The sequence below is a fragment of the Limnohabitans sp. 15K genome, assembly GCF_002778285.1.
Taxonomy (GTDB): domain Bacteria; phylum Pseudomonadota; class Gammaproteobacteria; order Burkholderiales; family Burkholderiaceae_C; genus Limnohabitans_A.
Genome location: NZ_NESM01000001.1, coordinates 784,711 through 798,584, shown reverse-complemented (window position 1 = coordinate 798,584; position 13,874 = coordinate 784,711). Strand labels below are relative to the sequence as shown.

At 54.0% G+C, this 13,874-nt stretch carries 13 protein-coding genes; 11 read left to right on the top strand and 2 right to left on the bottom strand.

From position 1 onward, the window contains the following. Positions 1 to 23 precede the first annotated feature (23 nt). The 9 genes from puhB to B9Z40_RS03710 are packed head-to-tail and all read left to right on the top strand — an operon-like array spanning position 24 to position 7,376. A complete protein-coding gene (gene puhB, locus B9Z40_RS03750) occupies positions 24 to 695 on the top strand; it encodes a photosynthetic complex putative assembly protein PuhB (RefSeq protein ID WP_100171950.1) in 672 nt (223 codons plus the stop codon). After that, the gene (puhC, locus tag B9Z40_RS03745) at positions 692 to 1,162 is read left to right on the top strand and encodes a photosynthetic complex assembly protein PuhC (RefSeq protein ID WP_100171949.1); all 471 of its coding nucleotides are present in this window, start codon (positions 692 to 694) and stop codon (positions 1,160 to 1,162) included. Before puhB ends, puhC begins: the two co-directional genes overlap by 4 nt. A 40-nt stretch (positions 1,163 to 1,202) precedes the next feature. Next, the gene (gene acsF, locus B9Z40_RS03740; protein WP_100171948.1) at positions 1,203 to 2,279 is read left to right on the top strand and encodes a magnesium-protoporphyrin IX monomethyl ester (oxidative) cyclase; all 1,077 of its coding nucleotides are present in this window, start codon (positions 1,203 to 1,205) and stop codon (positions 2,277 to 2,279) included. Positions 2,280 to 2,302: 23 nt separating this feature from the next. Then, on the top strand, positions 2,303 to 3,109 hold the full coding sequence (puhE, locus tag B9Z40_RS03735) for a putative photosynthetic complex assembly protein PuhE (RefSeq protein ID WP_100171947.1): 807 nt from the start codon (positions 2,303 to 2,305) through the stop codon (positions 3,107 to 3,109). A gap of 19 nt (positions 3,110 to 3,128) precedes the next feature. Next, positions 3,129 to 4,712 carry a phytoene desaturase gene (locus B9Z40_RS03730; RefSeq protein WP_100171946.1) on the top strand — a complete coding sequence of 528 codons (1,584 nt, stop codon included), beginning with the start codon at positions 3,129 to 3,131 and terminating at the stop codon, positions 4,710 to 4,712. Continuing rightward, positions 4,693 to 5,778: a phytoene/squalene synthase family protein gene (locus B9Z40_RS03725; protein WP_100171945.1), complete on the top strand. Its 1,086-nt coding sequence runs from the start codon at positions 4,693 to 4,695 to the stop codon at positions 5,776 to 5,778. The genes B9Z40_RS03730 and B9Z40_RS03725 overlap by 20 nt, the downstream gene beginning before the upstream one ends. Positions 5,779 to 5,787: 9 nt before the next feature. Then, the gene (locus tag B9Z40_RS03720) at positions 5,788 to 5,976 is read left to right on the top strand and encodes a hypothetical protein (RefSeq protein WP_100171944.1); all 189 of its coding nucleotides are present in this window, start codon (positions 5,788 to 5,790) and stop codon (positions 5,974 to 5,976) included. Beyond that, complete coding sequence (locus B9Z40_RS03715) at positions 5,966 to 6,418, top strand: DUF2269 family protein (RefSeq protein WP_100171943.1); 453 nt, start codon at positions 5,966 to 5,968, stop codon at positions 6,416 to 6,418. Before B9Z40_RS03720 ends, B9Z40_RS03715 begins: the two co-directional genes overlap by 11 nt. A gap of 16 nt (positions 6,419 to 6,434) precedes the next feature. Next, positions 6,435 to 7,376 (top strand): short-chain dehydrogenase/reductase, encoded by a 942-nt coding sequence (locus B9Z40_RS03710; RefSeq protein ID WP_100171942.1) that lies wholly within the window; start codon positions 6,435 to 6,437, stop codon positions 7,374 to 7,376. 11 nt (positions 7,377 to 7,387) lie between these two features. Here B9Z40_RS03710 and B9Z40_RS03705 read toward each other — a convergent pair whose 3' ends face one another. Together B9Z40_RS03705 and bchI are read right to left on the bottom strand one after the other, a co-directional pair. Continuing rightward, entirely contained in the window at positions 7,388 to 9,310 is a 1,923-nt protein-coding gene (locus B9Z40_RS03705) for a VWA domain-containing protein (protein ID WP_100171941.1), read from the bottom strand. A 9-nt stretch (positions 9,311 to 9,319) separates the two neighbouring features. Beyond that, a complete protein-coding gene (gene bchI / locus B9Z40_RS03700) occupies positions 9,320 to 10,360 on the bottom strand; it encodes a magnesium chelatase ATPase subunit I (RefSeq protein WP_100171940.1) in 1,041 nt (346 codons plus the stop codon). Positions 10,361 to 10,702: 342 nt separating this feature from the next. On the opposite strand from bchI, the gene dxs reads away from it, so the two are divergent. Then, on the top strand, positions 10,703 to 12,580 hold the full coding sequence (dxs, locus tag B9Z40_RS03695) for a 1-deoxy-D-xylulose-5-phosphate synthase (RefSeq protein WP_100171939.1): 1,878 nt from the start codon (positions 10,703 to 10,705) through the stop codon (positions 12,578 to 12,580). Beyond that, positions 12,581 to 13,834 (top strand): glutamyl-tRNA reductase, encoded by a 1,254-nt coding sequence (hemA, locus tag B9Z40_RS03690; protein WP_100171938.1) that lies wholly within the window; start codon positions 12,581 to 12,583, stop codon positions 13,832 to 13,834. The last annotated feature ends 40 nt before the right edge of the window (positions 13,835 to 13,874 follow it).

Below are 13,874 nucleotides of genomic sequence, written 5' to 3'. Positions count from 1 at the left end.
GTGAATAGCTGAAGAGGAACAATATGCCGATCGAAAACCTTGGCCATGAATACGAGTTTGAACCCCAGTTCGGTTTGCCCGAGCGCTTGCCTTCGGATGAGTTCATTGTTTGGCAAGGTTCGCCCGATGTTGGTGCGCTCGCCTCTTCGGCCTTTCACATCAAAAAGCTGATGGTTTATTTTTTTGTGCTGATTCTGGCGTGCGCTTGGCCTGCGTTAACAGAAGGCGCTGGCTTCATGGCGGTGCTGCTGTCCATCAAATGGATCACGCCATTGGCCCTCATCGGTCTGGGGTCCGTTTGGATGTTGGCTTACCTGACCTCACGCACAACGGTTTACACCTTGACCAATAAGCGCATGGTCATGCGTCTGGGCATTGTGTTCACCGTGACGTTCAATTTGCCATTGAAGCAAGTTGAAGCGGCCGATGCTCGCCAATTGCAGAACGGCTTTGGCGACATCACTTTGTCATTAAAAGGCTCAGACCGCATCGCATGGGTTCATTTGTGGCCCAGTGTGAGGCCTTGGAAACTTGAAAAGCCTGAGCCTACACTGCGCGCCATAGCGAATGTGCAAGAGGTCTCGGTCAAGTTGCGAGAGGCGTGGTCTCACAACACGGGCATGGCTGCCCATGCCATTTCTTCAGATGAAACCAACAAATCCAAGTCAAATGACTTGCAAGTGAGTTTGACATGAGCCAATTGCACGGATCGGCTATGACACGCAAAGCCTCGCCGGATCATTTTCCTCAGTGGGTTTTGTATTGTGCGGCTGGCATCATCGCGTTTTCGCTCATTTCTGTTGGTTTGATTCGCATCACTGGTAACGGCCCCGACCAAAGAGCCGCAGCACCCACTGTGCAGCGCTCGCTCGTTTTCCAAGACCATCAAGACGGTGGCGTCCGTGTGGCAGACGGTGTGACCGGTAAAACCCTGACGGTATTAGAGGGCGAGCAAGGCTTTGTACGTGGCACTTTGCGCGCTTTGACGCGCGAGAGGTATTCAAGGGGCATTGGTCCTGAATTGCCTTTTGAAGTGATTGCCCGCGTGGACGGCCGTGTCACTTTGATGGACCCCAGCACGGGCCAAAAGATCGATTTGGAGTCCTTTGGTCCCACCAACGTGGCCGAGTTTTCAAGGTTTTTAGCCATGCAAGCTGAATAAGCAGCAGCGCAGTATTTTCCAAAATCAGGAATCACGTTTTATGCAAGCCACCTCAACGATTGACAGCGCCGAAAAAGCATCGCAAAAAGCAGTGGAGAGCACGATGCTCAGTCCACGCTTTTACACGACAGACTTTGCAGCGATGGACAAACTGGACATGTCACCCATGCGTGCTGAGTGGGACAAAATGATGGCGGAATACGAGGGTGACAACAACCACGATCACTTTCAGCGCGATGAAGAATTTGCCAAGGAAGTGGCCGAAAGATTCTCGCAAGTCAGCCCTGAAATGCGCCAAGAGTTTCTGGACTTTCTCATCTCCTCGCTGACCTCCGAATTTTCGGGTTGTATTTTGTACAACGAGATTTTCAAAAATGTAGAGAACCCAGACATCAAGCAATTGATGCGTTACATGGCGCGCGATGAGTCCCGCCATGCCAGTTTCATCAACCAGTCTTTGAAGGACTTTGGCTTGGGCATCGACTTGGGTAACTTGAAGCGCACCAAGGCTTACACCTACTTCAAGCCCAAGTACATTTTTTACGCCACTTATTTGTCCGAAAAAATTGGTTACGCCCGATACATCACCATTTATCGTCAATTGGAAAAAAATCCAGACAAGCGTTTCCATCCTATTTTTCGGTGGTTTGAGCGCTGGTGCAACGACGAATTCCGCCATGGCGAGTCCTTTGCATTGATCATGCGCGCCAACCCGCATTTGCTGCGCGGTGGCAATGTGTTTTGGATTCGCTTTTTCCTTTTGGCTGTGTATGCCACGATGTACGTCCGTGATCACACCCGTCCCATGCTGCACCAGGAGATGGGTTTGGAGTCGGCCACCTACGACTATGAAGTGTTTCGCATCACCAACGAAATCACCAAGCAAGTTTTCCCGGTGAGCTTGGACATCGACAACCCCGCTTTCAGGGATGGCTTGTCACGGCTGTTCTTCGTTCAAACACAAATGGACGCGGCCAAAGCCAAGGGCGGTTTGTTGGGCAATCTCCAAAGAGCACGTTGGGCCATCTCGGGTGGACTCACTTTTGTTCGATTGTACTTTTTGCCGGTCAAGCACCACGCGCTGCCAGCGGATGTTCGCATGGTGCCTGCTTGGTAATGAACAGCCACTGAAAGCCAAGGATGACCGACACCTTGATTGCCTTGGGATTTGCGATTTTTATCTGGTGGTTCAGCACGGGTATCGTGATCCTTTTGAACCGCATGTCCCGCACAGCGATCACCTTGAGCTTGGTCATTTCTTCGGCGTTAGGCCTTGGCGCCTTGGTGGGTTTGGCCCATACGGCTCAGCAAACGGGTGTCACGGGTGCCTATTGCGCCTTCACTTGCGCCTTGCTGGCTTGGGGTTGGAATGAGTTGAGTTTTCTCACTGGGTGGATCACGGGGCCTCAAAAAACAGCCATCCCAAAAAGCACAACCGGTTGGCCACGCTTTGTGGCCTCCTTCAATGCGGTGGTGTGGCACGAATTGGCCATTCTCGTCGTAGGTTTGGCCATTGTGTTCATCACATGGGATGCGCCGAACCAAGTGGGAACGGGGACATATTTGGTGTTGTGGATCATGCGCACCAGTGCCAAGTTGAACTTGTTTTTTGGTGTCCGCAATTTGAGTGAAGAATTTTTGCCTGCGCATCTGGCGTATTTGGAAAGCTTTTTCAAGCGCCGCCGCATGAACGCATTTTTCCCATTTGCGGTGGCATCCGCCAGCGCCTGTTTGTGGTGGTTGGTGGGTTTTGCCAATCAGCCGATGACCACGCCTGCGCAAGTCGTGGGTGTGGTCTTGGTGGGCACCATGTTGACCTTGGCGATTGTCGAACACCTGATGCTGGTGCTGCCGCTGGACACCACGGCTTTGTGGCGTTGGGCCATTCGTAAAAAACAAAACACAGAAACCCCTGCAACCTACGCGGCGCATGTGCCGCCGGTTTAGTCGGCCCCCTTGGATTCACATGACCCATTTGTACAAATCAATTCATTCCGATGCCGGTTCAGGGGGCGGTGGTGGACTTCAAAACCATTCCACAGGTTCAGCGTCTGAGCTGGGCGATCGTGCACCGACCGCCATTGTGATTGGCACAGGTTTTGGTGGACTGGCTGCGGCCATTCGTTTGAGCGTCAAAGGTTACCGCGTTCAAATGCTCGAAAAACTCGATGCGCCGGGTGGACGTGCCTATGTGCACAAACAAGATGGTTTTACCTTTGATGCGGGCCCCACCATCATCACTTTGCCGCACCTCATTGCCGAGTTGTTCACGCTCTGTGGCCGTGAGATGAAAGACCATGTCGATCTGCGCTTGATGTCGCCTTTCTACCGTATCAGGTTTGACGATGGCACGCACTTTGACTACAGCAACAACGACGAGCAAATGCTTGAGCAAATTGCCAAGTTCAGTCCAGAGGATGTGCAAGGCTTTAAGAACTTGATGGTGGCTTCTGAAAAGTGTTTCCAGCTGGGTTTTGTCGAGCTGGGCATGGTGCCCTTTGAAACCATCGGTGACGTCATCAAGGCCATGCCCAATTTGGCCCGCATGCAAGCTTGGCGTTCTATTTACGGTTTGGTGGCCCAGCACATCAAGCACCCTAAATTGCGCATCGTGATGAGCTTTCATCCCTTGCTCATCGGTGGCAATCCTTATTCCGTCACTTGTGTTTATTCCCTCATCCATTCCTTGGAGCGACGCTGGGGCGTGCACTCGGCCATGGGGGGCACTGGTGCCATTGTGAAAGAACTGGTGAAACTGCTCGACGAGAGGCAAGTACCGATTCGTTACAACGCGCCCGTGACGCGCATTCGTGTGGAGGAGGGCAGAGCCAAAGGTGTCGAGCTCGCCAATGGTGAGTATTTGCCTGCCGACATCGTGGTGAGCAATGGCGATGCGGCTTGGACTTACCGTCACCTCATTGAGCCACAGCACCGCAAGCATTGGACGGACAAACGGATTGCCAAAGGCAAATATTCGTCTGGCTTGTTTGTTTGGTATTTCGGCACGGATCGCAAGTACGAAGATGTGCCGCACCACATGATGGTTTTAGGTCCACGTTACAAAGGCCTGCTCCAAGATATTTTCAAAAACCACAAATTGTCCAAAGATTTCAGTTTGTATTTGTACCGCCCAACGGCCACCGACCCCTCTTTGGCGCCTGAAGGTTGCGACAGTTTTTATGCGCTGTCGGTGGTGCCCAACTTGAGCAGTGAGACCGATTGGCCAGCGATTACCGAGCAGTACCGCGATGCCATTGCCACCGTGCTGCAAGAAAGTGTCTTGCCTGATCTGAAGCAGCATGTGGTGTCGTCCAAAGTCACCACGCCACAAGACTTTCAAGACCGCTTGTGGTCCTACAAAGGTGCAGGTTTTGGCCTGGAGCCTATCTTGGTTCAAAGTGCATGGTTCCGACCGCACAACCGATGCCAAGACCTAGAAGGTTTATTCATGGTGGGTGCAAGCAGCCAGCCCGGCGCAGGTGTGCCCAGTGTCTTGATGTCCGCAAAAATGCTTGAACAGGTGGTTCCCGATGTCAAATCTTTCGTTTGACCCAAGCTTGAAGTCGCCGCCCGTGTCTTTGGATTACGACTTAGAGGCCTGCACCGAACTGATGCGCGGAGGCTCCAAATCTTTTTTTGCAGCTTCCAGGTTGTTGCCAGCCCGTTTGCGCCCACCCGCGATTGCCCTCTATGCGTTTTGCCGCTTGGCCGATGACGCGATTGACGATGGCGATGGCGATGACCCTGTTTTGGCCATGGCCGATTTGAACGCGCGTTTGGCCGCCATCTATGCAGGACGCCCTGGTCCTGAAGACGCCGACCGCGCTTTGACGGTGGTGGTTCATCGTTATGGTGTTCCTTGCGGTTTGCTGGAGGCCTTGTTAGATGGTTTCTTGTGGGATTCACAAGGCCGCCGTTACGAAACCTTGGCCGATGTGGAAGCCTATGGCGCCAGAGTCGCTGGCACCGTGGGCGCCATGATGTCCATCATCATGGGTGCGAGCACGGAAACGGCCATTGCCCGCGCAAGCGAGTTGGGGGTGGCCATGCAATTGACCAACATTGCCCGAGACATCGGCGACGATGCGCGCATGGGGCGCTTGTACATTCCACGGGCTTGGTTCCGTGAAATTGGCATGGATGCGGACGCTTGGTTGGCCAATCCGGTTTTTGACTCGCGCATTGCAGGGTTCACGCAGCGATTGTTGTTGCGCGCAGATGCCCTCTACCGCCGCGGTGAGTTTGGCTTGGCTGAATTGCCTTGGGACTGTCGCCCCGCCATTCAAGCTGCCCGCTTGGTCTATGCCGAAATTGGCAAACAATTAGACCGCGATGGCCTCAACTCTGTGAACCACCGCACGGTGGTTTCAACGGCACGCAAACTGGCCTTGATTGCCAAAGCGACCACAGTGGCTGTGAAGGCACCAGCATTGCCCGATGTGCCTTTGAGTCCTGTACCGGCCATTCATTATTTGGTGGACATCGTGAGCAAGGAGCGGCACTTTTTGTCGGCCAACAAGCCTTGGACCATGCCCTCGCGCAGTTTCGATGAGCGTGTGGAATGGATGGTCAATTTGTTTGGTCGTCTCGAGCAACGCGAAAAAATCAACCGCTGACCACTGGTGATGCTGAAAATTGTCGAGGTGGTGGTTTTGGTGCTTGCGGGCGTAGGCTTTGTGGTCTGGCAGTTTCGTGATCTTCGTCGTTCACGCGAGATCACCCGCAAGCAGCGCGAAACTGAGCAAGCCCAATCCATAAATCTTGCTGCATCACCTCCCAAATCGCCAGACCAGAGAGACGCTGATGGGGGCTAATTTAAAAGTTGTGCATTTGGTGTGTGCCTGTTTGTTCATAGGCAATGTGATTGTGAGCGGCATCTGGGCTTTGTTGGCCGAGCGCACGCGCAACCATGCCATCATTCAATTCAGTAATCGCATGGTGTTGATCACCGATGTTCTTTTTACCTTGCTCGGATCCATTGGTGTGGTCTGGACAGGTCATGGCATGGCAGAGAATTTTGGGGGGGCTGCAGGTCATCCATGGATTCAATGGTCCTATCTGCTCTTGAGCTTTTCCGGTTTGATTTGGTTGTTTGTTTTGGTGCCTATTCAGCTCAAGCAGCGCGCTTTGCTGAGAAACACCGACACGGTGTGCGCAGAATATTGGCGACTGTCGCGCATTTGGCAAATTGCAGGGGCATTGGCCACTTTGCTTCCTTTGCCCATCGTGTATTTCATGGTCACCAAGACCTTGTAAGTCAGGCCGCTTGATAATGAGGGAAAACACGGAAAAATCCAAGGCCCTCCCGCTCAAGGGCTTGGTGGTGTTGATCACGGGCGCGGCCTCTGGCATTGGTGCTGCGACAGCCCTCGAAGTGATGAGCAGTGGCGGTATCCCTGTATTGGTGGATTGTGATGAACAGCCGCTGGCCCGAATGGCACAGCAATGCGGCGAAGGCACTTTGTTTGTTGTGGCCGATGTGACAGACCTCACCGCGATGCAGGATGTGGTGGCCCAAACCTTGTCCGTTCACCGTCGCATCGATGTGGTGTTTGCCAACGCGGGCGTGGCTGCTTTTGGACCTGTGGCCTATGTGGACCCACAAGCGTGGAAACGCTGCGTAGAGGTCAATGTTTTTGGTACCTTCAACACGGTCCGATCTGCTTTGCCTGCCCTGATGCGTACGCAGGGTTATGTGTTGATCAATGCGTCCGTGTCTTCTTTTGCCCACCCACCCGCCATGTCGGCTTATGCAGCCAGCAAGTCTGCCGTAGAAGCCATGGGCAATGTGCTGCGTCTTGAACTCCAGGCGCATGGGGTGGGCGTCGGTGTGATGTATGCAGGGTGGGTGCGTACGCCCCTTGTGGAAGAGGGGGCGCTGCATCCCGGTTTTGTGCGCTTAAGAGCCACCATGCCATCATTTTTGAACAAAGAGACGTCTGCCCAAGAAACAGCGCGTGTCATTGTTCACGCCTTCTCAAAACGAGAACGCGCCATTTTTATACCTGGTTGGTTGCGAATTTTGTTTGGTTTGAGGGCATTGCTTCACTTGCCATTTGCCGAGCGCGAATTGGTCAAAGCTGCGCCCGACATCGAAAAGTCTTACCTCGAGGGATTGGCAACAGAAGGTGCTTTGGCCTCGAGCTTTGGACCCAGAGAGCGCGAACGGACATTGGCGCGCACCCGAGGCCCCCACAATGGCAGTGTTTCGTAATTCCTAAAGGATCACGCGGCAAGTCGCCGTATGTTGTCCATGGCCGTTGCCATGCGTTGTGCTTGCACTTGGGGCATGGGCATGTAACTGCCACCCATGGTGTGTGCCAAGTTCTGCACTTGGGCATCGGGCTTGAGAGAGGTGTCAATCCACAAAGCGCGGTGTCCCGTTTGTCGCCATTGAGCGGCCCATTGCAGCGCATCGGCTTGCGCCTGTGGACGCCCACCCAAACCTTGCAAATTCACGTTGGCGCGACCATCGCTGAGCATCACCAAGATCGGTGTCACGCCTTGGCGATGAAGTTGGGTGGCTTGTTCGCAGGCCATTTTCAAGGCCAATGCCAAAGGCGTTCCGCCGCCGCCGGGAAGACCTGACATGGCGCGCTTTGCACGAACCAATGACCGTGTCGCAGGAAGGAGCAGTTGGGCTTGTGCGCCTTTGAAAGCCACAATGCACACGCTGTCTCTTCGGGCGTAAGACTGTTGCAGCAACAGTTCAACCGCACCCTTGGCCTCGGCCAACCTTTGAAGAGCGGCTGAGCCTGAGGCATCCAGCGCCAAAATAAGACAGCTGGAGCTGTGTTGCTGGTAGCGGTGAACATGAAAGTCCTCGGACCGAATGGCGACGCGGCCCAGTTGCGTGCCACTCCTCAAGCGTTGCTTCGGGGCGGCGGCACGCAGGGTGGCCAAGATGTGCAAACGTGAGTTCCCGCCAGGACGCCCCGGTCTTGGAGGCAAAGGTCTCCCGCGTTGGGTTCCTGTGCGGAATTGTCCAGCTTTTCCCGACGTGTTTCCTTGGTTGCGCCCCGGTTTGGTCAGCAAGCCATCCAGCACATCGGGGGGCAAACTGGCCAGCGCTGCCGCCACCATCAACTCTTGCAAGTTCTCCGGCGAAGGTGTACTGGGTGATTGCTCTTCTTCCGTGTTGGGATCTTCTTCAGATTTATCCGTGGAAGAAGCATCTTCTTCCTCTGTGTTTGCTTCTGGCAGCTCAGGTGCTTCAGGAGGATTGGCAGTGCTGTTGTCGTCTTTCGATTGTTCGGGCTCTGATTCAAGTTGGGGACTGTTTTCAGGTTCCGTCTCTGAATTATTTTCAGTGAGGGCGGGCAATTGGGTTGCACGGGGTGCCAACACGCGCCGCGCTGCAAAGGCCAAATCTTCGTCAGTCAGTCGGTTTCGAAAATTCAAAGCGGCATGGGCGCTGGCCACACGCAGAGCCAAGGTGGGGATGCGCAAGGAATCAATGCCCAAACCTTGCGCCGTGACACAAACGGCCAGCACTTGCTCGTCGGTCCATTCAATCTGGGGAAGTGCCTGTTTCATCCGGGCCAGGGCATCTTCTGCAATGTGGATGCTGACAGATGCTTGGCCATTCTGTGGGCTGAGCATGTCAACGGCAACGCCTGTGATGTCTGAAGGCACCAGATCTTGCAAGTCAAACCACAGACCCAGCCGCTCTTGAAGCGATTTGCTTATTGGCGGGTCGTCCTGCATGGATTCGTCCAGAGCCACCACGCTGAACTGGGTAGTTACCCCATTTTCTGAATTGGAGGCATTTCCCAAGGGTGGCAATGACTGGGTGTCCATGGCCTGTGTCAAGGGCGCAACCATGGCCGCTGGAAAGCGTTCGGCCATGCTGATGCAGACCAAGCCTTGGTGGGCTTGCTGCAGCAAACCCGATTGCATGTGTAAATGGCCTGTTTGAAGGGTGCGCGACAAATCGATGCCGCCCAGCAAGCGCTCCGCATCGATGTTGCCGGGTAATTTGACGGTGTTCAAACCTGTTTGCGACAGATGTTGCAACCATTGTTCGCGCACGGGACCAAAGGGCGCACGCAACCAAATGCCACCCAAGCCGTGAGGATCAATTTGCAGCAGTTGCAACGATGTCAAGGCATCGTTCCAAGTCTCCAGTCCTTTCAGGTCATCGGCCATTCACGCGCCTCAAACAGCCAGAATGTCTTGCAGGCTTCTGTTGACGCGTTCACCGGAGTCGGTATCGTCCAGTGGGTTGCGCCGCAAGCGGTGGCGCAAGGCCAAGGGTGCAATGGTTTTGAGGTGTTCGGTGGTGACCTTCTTGTGGCCTTGCATCGCCGCCAGGGCGCGTGTGGCTCGGAGCAGGGTCAACTCTGCGCGCAAGCCATCGGTGCCAAGCTGCTGGCAAAGCCTGGCGCACAGGGTGAGCATGTCGTCATCGACCACCACCGATGCCAGCAATTTGCGTGCTTTGACAATGCGCTTTTGAAGCTTGTCGCTTTCACCTTGCCATTGCGCTTTGTAGGCAGCAGGGTCTTTGTCAAAGGCGTCACGTCGCTTGATCACGTCCACCCGAAGCGCCACATCTTGGGGTGTTTTGACCTGAACCGACAAACCAAATCGATCGAGCAGTTGGGGCCGAAGTTCCCCTTCCTCAGGGTTGCCGCTGCCCACCAAGACGAACCGAGCAGGGTGCCGGATGCTCAAGCCTTCTCTCTCGACCAAGTTTTCTCCAGAAGCGGCCACGTCAATCAGCAGGTCTACCAAATGGTCATCCAACAAGTTCACTTCGTCGATGTACAAAAAACCGCGATGTGCTTGTGCCAACAGGCCAGGAGAAAACTCTTTGATGCCTTGGGAGAGGGCTTTTTCCAAATCGAGCGCGCCCACTATGCGGTCTTCTGTGGCACCCAATGGCAAGTCCACGACGCTCACAGCCCTGCTTTCGGTCGCCAATTTGCAAGCGGATCGTCCCTTCAAGGGCTTTTGAGCCTGGCAGACGGGGCAGGCTTGAGCGGGTTTGGCAGGATCACATTTGTAAGGGCATCCCTTGACCACTTGAATGGGGGGGAGCAAATCAGCCAAAGCTCTGACCGCGGTGGATTTGCCAGTACCCCTGTCACCTAAGACCAACACCCCGCCCACGGTCGGGTCAATGGCGACGACTTGAATGGCCAGCGTCATCTCGTCTTGACCGACGATCGCTGCAAAGGGAAACGTAATAGCCATGACTGATTTCTTTTAACCCAGTGATTGGACAGATGCCCATCATCCAAAGATCCTCCAAAACTGTCAAGTTGAATTTACACTTTTCGGGTTTTCACCATGTTTCAAACCCGAATCAGAAATGAAAGCTTGTTGGAGTCGTCGCCGTTGTTTCGTTCAGCTTCAAAGCTTGCAAAAAGTCATTTCTCCTCTGACGAAGATGCCATCGAGCACGCATGACACCTAGGGAAAACACTCAATTTTCGCGATTGTCAATGAAATAAAACACTCAAAGTGTCAATTTAACTTGACGTTTTTTTGAATCCCGCTAAATTAAGGCTTGGTCAAACCTCTCGCACGTCCATCATGGAAGCTTTACTCGAACAAATTGAATCGCCTTCTCATTTGAGAAAGCTCTCGCGTGAAAGTCTGAAAGGACTGGCCACAGAGCTTCGATCGCGTTTGATTGAAACGGTTTCCCAAACAGGGGGGCACTTCAGCTCCAACTTGGGCACCGTTGAATTGACCATTGCGCTTCACTATGTGTTCAACACACCAGAAGATCGCATCATTTGGGATGTTGGCCACCAAACCTATTCGCACAAAATATTGACGGGTCGAAACGCCCGCATGGGCACCATCCGCCAGCAAGGGGGCCTCAGTGGTTTCCCTCGGCGCGAAGAAAGTGTTTACGACGCTTTTGGCACCGCACATTCATCGACCAGCATTTCGGCCGCTTTGGGGATGGCCGCCGCTGCGCAGCTGTCCGGCAGTCAACGCAAAGCGGTGGCCATCATTGGTGATGGCGCTTTGACCGCCGGCATGGCTTATGAAGCTTTGAACAATGCAGGCGCAAGTACTTGCGATGTGCTGGTCATCTTGAATGACAACGACATGTCGATCAGCCCACCCGTGGGTGCTTTGAACCAATACTTGGCAGAGTTGATGTCAGGCCGCTTTTATGCAGAGGCTAAAAAACTGGGCAGTGAGGTGTTGCGCAATGCCCCGCCATTGTTCGCTTTGGCCAGGCACATCGAAAAACAAACACAAACCCTGATCCAGTCGAACACCATTTTTGAAAAACTTGGCTTTACCTATACGGGGCCTATCGATGGTCATGATGTGAACGGCTTGGTTGAGGCGCTTGAAAAGTTGTCCAAAGCCAAGGGGCCGCAGTTTTTGCATGTGGTCACCCGAAAAGGTCAGGGGTACGAAAAGGCCGAAATCGATCCGGTGACTTACCACGGCCCGGGAAAGTTCAATCCCTCGGTCGGTGTGGTGCCCAGTGCGAGCACAAAAACCACCTTCACCCAGGTTTTTGGCCAATGGCTCTGCGATATGGCGGCCAAAGATCCGCGCTTGGTGGGGATCACGCCAGCGATGCGAGAAGGTTCAGGCATGGTGGAATTCAGCCAGCGCTTTCCCAATCGTTACCACGACGTGGGCATCGCTGAGCAGCATGCCGTGACCTTTGCTGCAGGTTTGGCGTGTGAAGGTTTCAAACCTGTGGTGGCCATCTACTCGACATTTTTGCAGCGCGCATACGACCAACTGATTCACGACGTGGCTTTGCAAAATTTGCCAGTGGTGTTTGCACTCGACCGAGCGGGCCTGGTGGGGGCAGATGGACCGACCCATGCGGGGATGTATGACATTGCCTTTACCCGCTGTATTCCAAACATGAGCGTCGCCTGCCCTGCAGACGAAAACGAGTGCCGCCAGTTGTTGAGCACGGCGTATGCACAAGACCATGCGGTCACGGTGCGTTACCCCAGGGGCGCAGGCGTGGGCACCCCGTTGCAAAAAGATTTAACGCCTTTGCCTTTTGGCAAAGCAGAGCTCGTTCGCCAAGGTGAAAGCCTTGCCATTTTGTGTTTTGGCCCTTTGCTCCACGAAGCGCTCAAAGTGGCGCCATCGTTGAATGCCACGGTCGTGAACATGCGATGGGCCAAGCCCCTGGATTTGCAAATGCTGCGTGAAATCGCCCAATCGCATGATCGGCTGGTCACGCTGGAAGACGGGACGCGTTCAGGTGGTGCAGGCTCAGCGGTGCTTGAGGCCTTGCAAGAGATGCAAATCTCCAAGCAAGTGCTGGTCGTGGGCTTTGAAGACGAGTTCACCGAGCATGGTGACCCTGCTTTGTTGATGCAGCAATATGGATTGACAGCCATCGGCATCCAAAAAAGCATTGAAGCGCGTTGGCCGGTGGCTCAGCCCTCGTCCAATCTCAGAAGGGTTGTTTGAATGGCTGTTTGGACGTTAGGTCTCAATCACCGCACCGCACCGATTGATTTGCGTGAACGGTTTGCCTTTGCTTCGGAAAAGCTGGCGCAATCTTTGCAGGGCTTGCAGCAAAAGTTTGCAACGCACAAAGAAGTGACCATTTTGTCGACCTGCAACAGAACTGAAATTTACTGTGCAGGCGATGAAACCCACTTGCCTCAAACCCTGGCTTGGCTGGCAGAAACGGGCCAAACACAGGTTGATGTGTTGGCATCCCACACCTACCGACTCGAAGGGGATGCATCCGCGCGTCATGCTTTCCGAGTGGCCAGTGGCCTTGACTCGATGGTGTTGGGTGAGTCTCAGATCTTGGGGCAACTCAAAGATGCGGTGAAGTTGGCAACCGACACCGGTACCTTGGGCACCACGCTCAATCAACTCTTTCAACGCTCCTTTGCGGTGGCCAAAGAAGTTCGCACCATGACTGAAATTGGCGCCCACTCCATCAGCATGGCCGCAGCCAGTGTGCGATTGGCGACGGGCATTTTTGAAAACATCAAAGACACCCGCATTTTGTTTGTCGGTGCTGGAGAAATGATCGAATTGTGTGTGGCGCACTTCGCGGCCAAGTCACCGCGTTCGATCACGATTGCCAACCGATCGCCGCAGAGGGCTGAGGCCTTGGCGTCTTTGCACGGCGCAAGTTGCATTGCATTGGCCGACCTGCCTAAAAAGTTACACGAATTCGACATCGTGATCAGCTGTACGGCCAGTACCTTGCCTTTGATTGGTTTGGGGGCTGTTCAAAGTGCACTCCGCGCCCGAAAAAATCGGCCCATGTTCATGGTCGACCTGGCTGTTCCCCGAGACATTGAGCCCGAAGTTAAAAAATTGAACGATGTGTATTTGTACACCGTCGACGATCTGAACGACATCATCCAAAGTGGTCAGGCTCATCGGCAGGCTGCCGTCACGGATGCAGAGGTCATCATTGATCAGGGTGTTCACAAGTTCATGTCTTGGCTTGAGCACAGAAGACATGTGCCTTTGATTCTCGAACTGAATGTGCAAGCAGATGCCTGGCGACAGGCTGAATTACACAAAGCCCGAAAACTGATCGAAAAGGGCGACGATTTAGACGCCGTCTTGGAATCGCTGTCCATGGGGTTGATGAAAAAAATGCTGAACGGACCCTTGCGAGAACTCCACCATGCAGAGGATGCGCACCTCGAAACGACCCGCGATGCGATCCGACACATGTTTTTAAAGGCCTAGCCAAACCAGCAAAGGTGTAAACCCTGATTGACACTATGGG

What these genes read in the sequence shown, in the direction of transcription:
- bchI (WP_100171940.1), bottom strand. Translation starts at nt 10,360, where the DNA reads ATGGCTATTACGTTTCCCTTTGCAGCGATCGTCGGTCAAGACGAGATG.
- hemA (WP_100171938.1), top strand. Translation starts at nt 12,581, where the DNA reads ATGGCTGTTTGGACGTTAGGTCTCAATCACCGCACCGCACCGATTGAT.
- puhC (WP_100171949.1), top strand. Translation starts at nt 692, where the DNA reads ATGAGCCAATTGCACGGATCGGCTATGACACGCAAAGCCTCGCCGGAT.
- B9Z40_RS03720 (WP_100171944.1), top strand. Translation starts at nt 5,788, where the DNA reads ATGCTGAAAATTGTCGAGGTGGTGGTTTTGGTGCTTGCGGGCGTAGGC.
- B9Z40_RS03705 (WP_100171941.1), bottom strand. Translation starts at nt 9,310, where the DNA reads ATGGCCGATGACCTGAAAGGACTGGAGACTTGGAACGATGCCTTGACA.
- B9Z40_RS03715 (WP_100171943.1), top strand. Translation starts at nt 5,966, where the DNA reads ATGGGGGCTAATTTAAAAGTTGTGCATTTGGTGTGTGCCTGTTTGTTC.
- B9Z40_RS03710 (WP_100171942.1), top strand. Translation starts at nt 6,435, where the DNA reads ATGAGGGAAAACACGGAAAAATCCAAGGCCCTCCCGCTCAAGGGCTTG.
- B9Z40_RS03725 (WP_100171945.1), top strand. Translation starts at nt 4,693, where the DNA reads ATGTCAAATCTTTCGTTTGACCCAAGCTTGAAGTCGCCGCCCGTGTCT.
- acsF (WP_100171948.1), top strand. Translation starts at nt 1,203, where the DNA reads ATGCAAGCCACCTCAACGATTGACAGCGCCGAAAAAGCATCGCAAAAA.
- B9Z40_RS03730 (WP_100171946.1), top strand. Translation starts at nt 3,129, where the DNA reads ATGACCCATTTGTACAAATCAATTCATTCCGATGCCGGTTCAGGGGGC.
- puhE (WP_100171947.1), top strand. Translation starts at nt 2,303, where the DNA reads ATGACCGACACCTTGATTGCCTTGGGATTTGCGATTTTTATCTGGTGG.
- puhB (WP_100171950.1), top strand. Translation starts at nt 24, where the DNA reads ATGCCGATCGAAAACCTTGGCCATGAATACGAGTTTGAACCCCAGTTC.
- dxs (WP_100171939.1), top strand. Translation starts at nt 10,703, where the DNA reads ATGGAAGCTTTACTCGAACAAATTGAATCGCCTTCTCATTTGAGAAAG.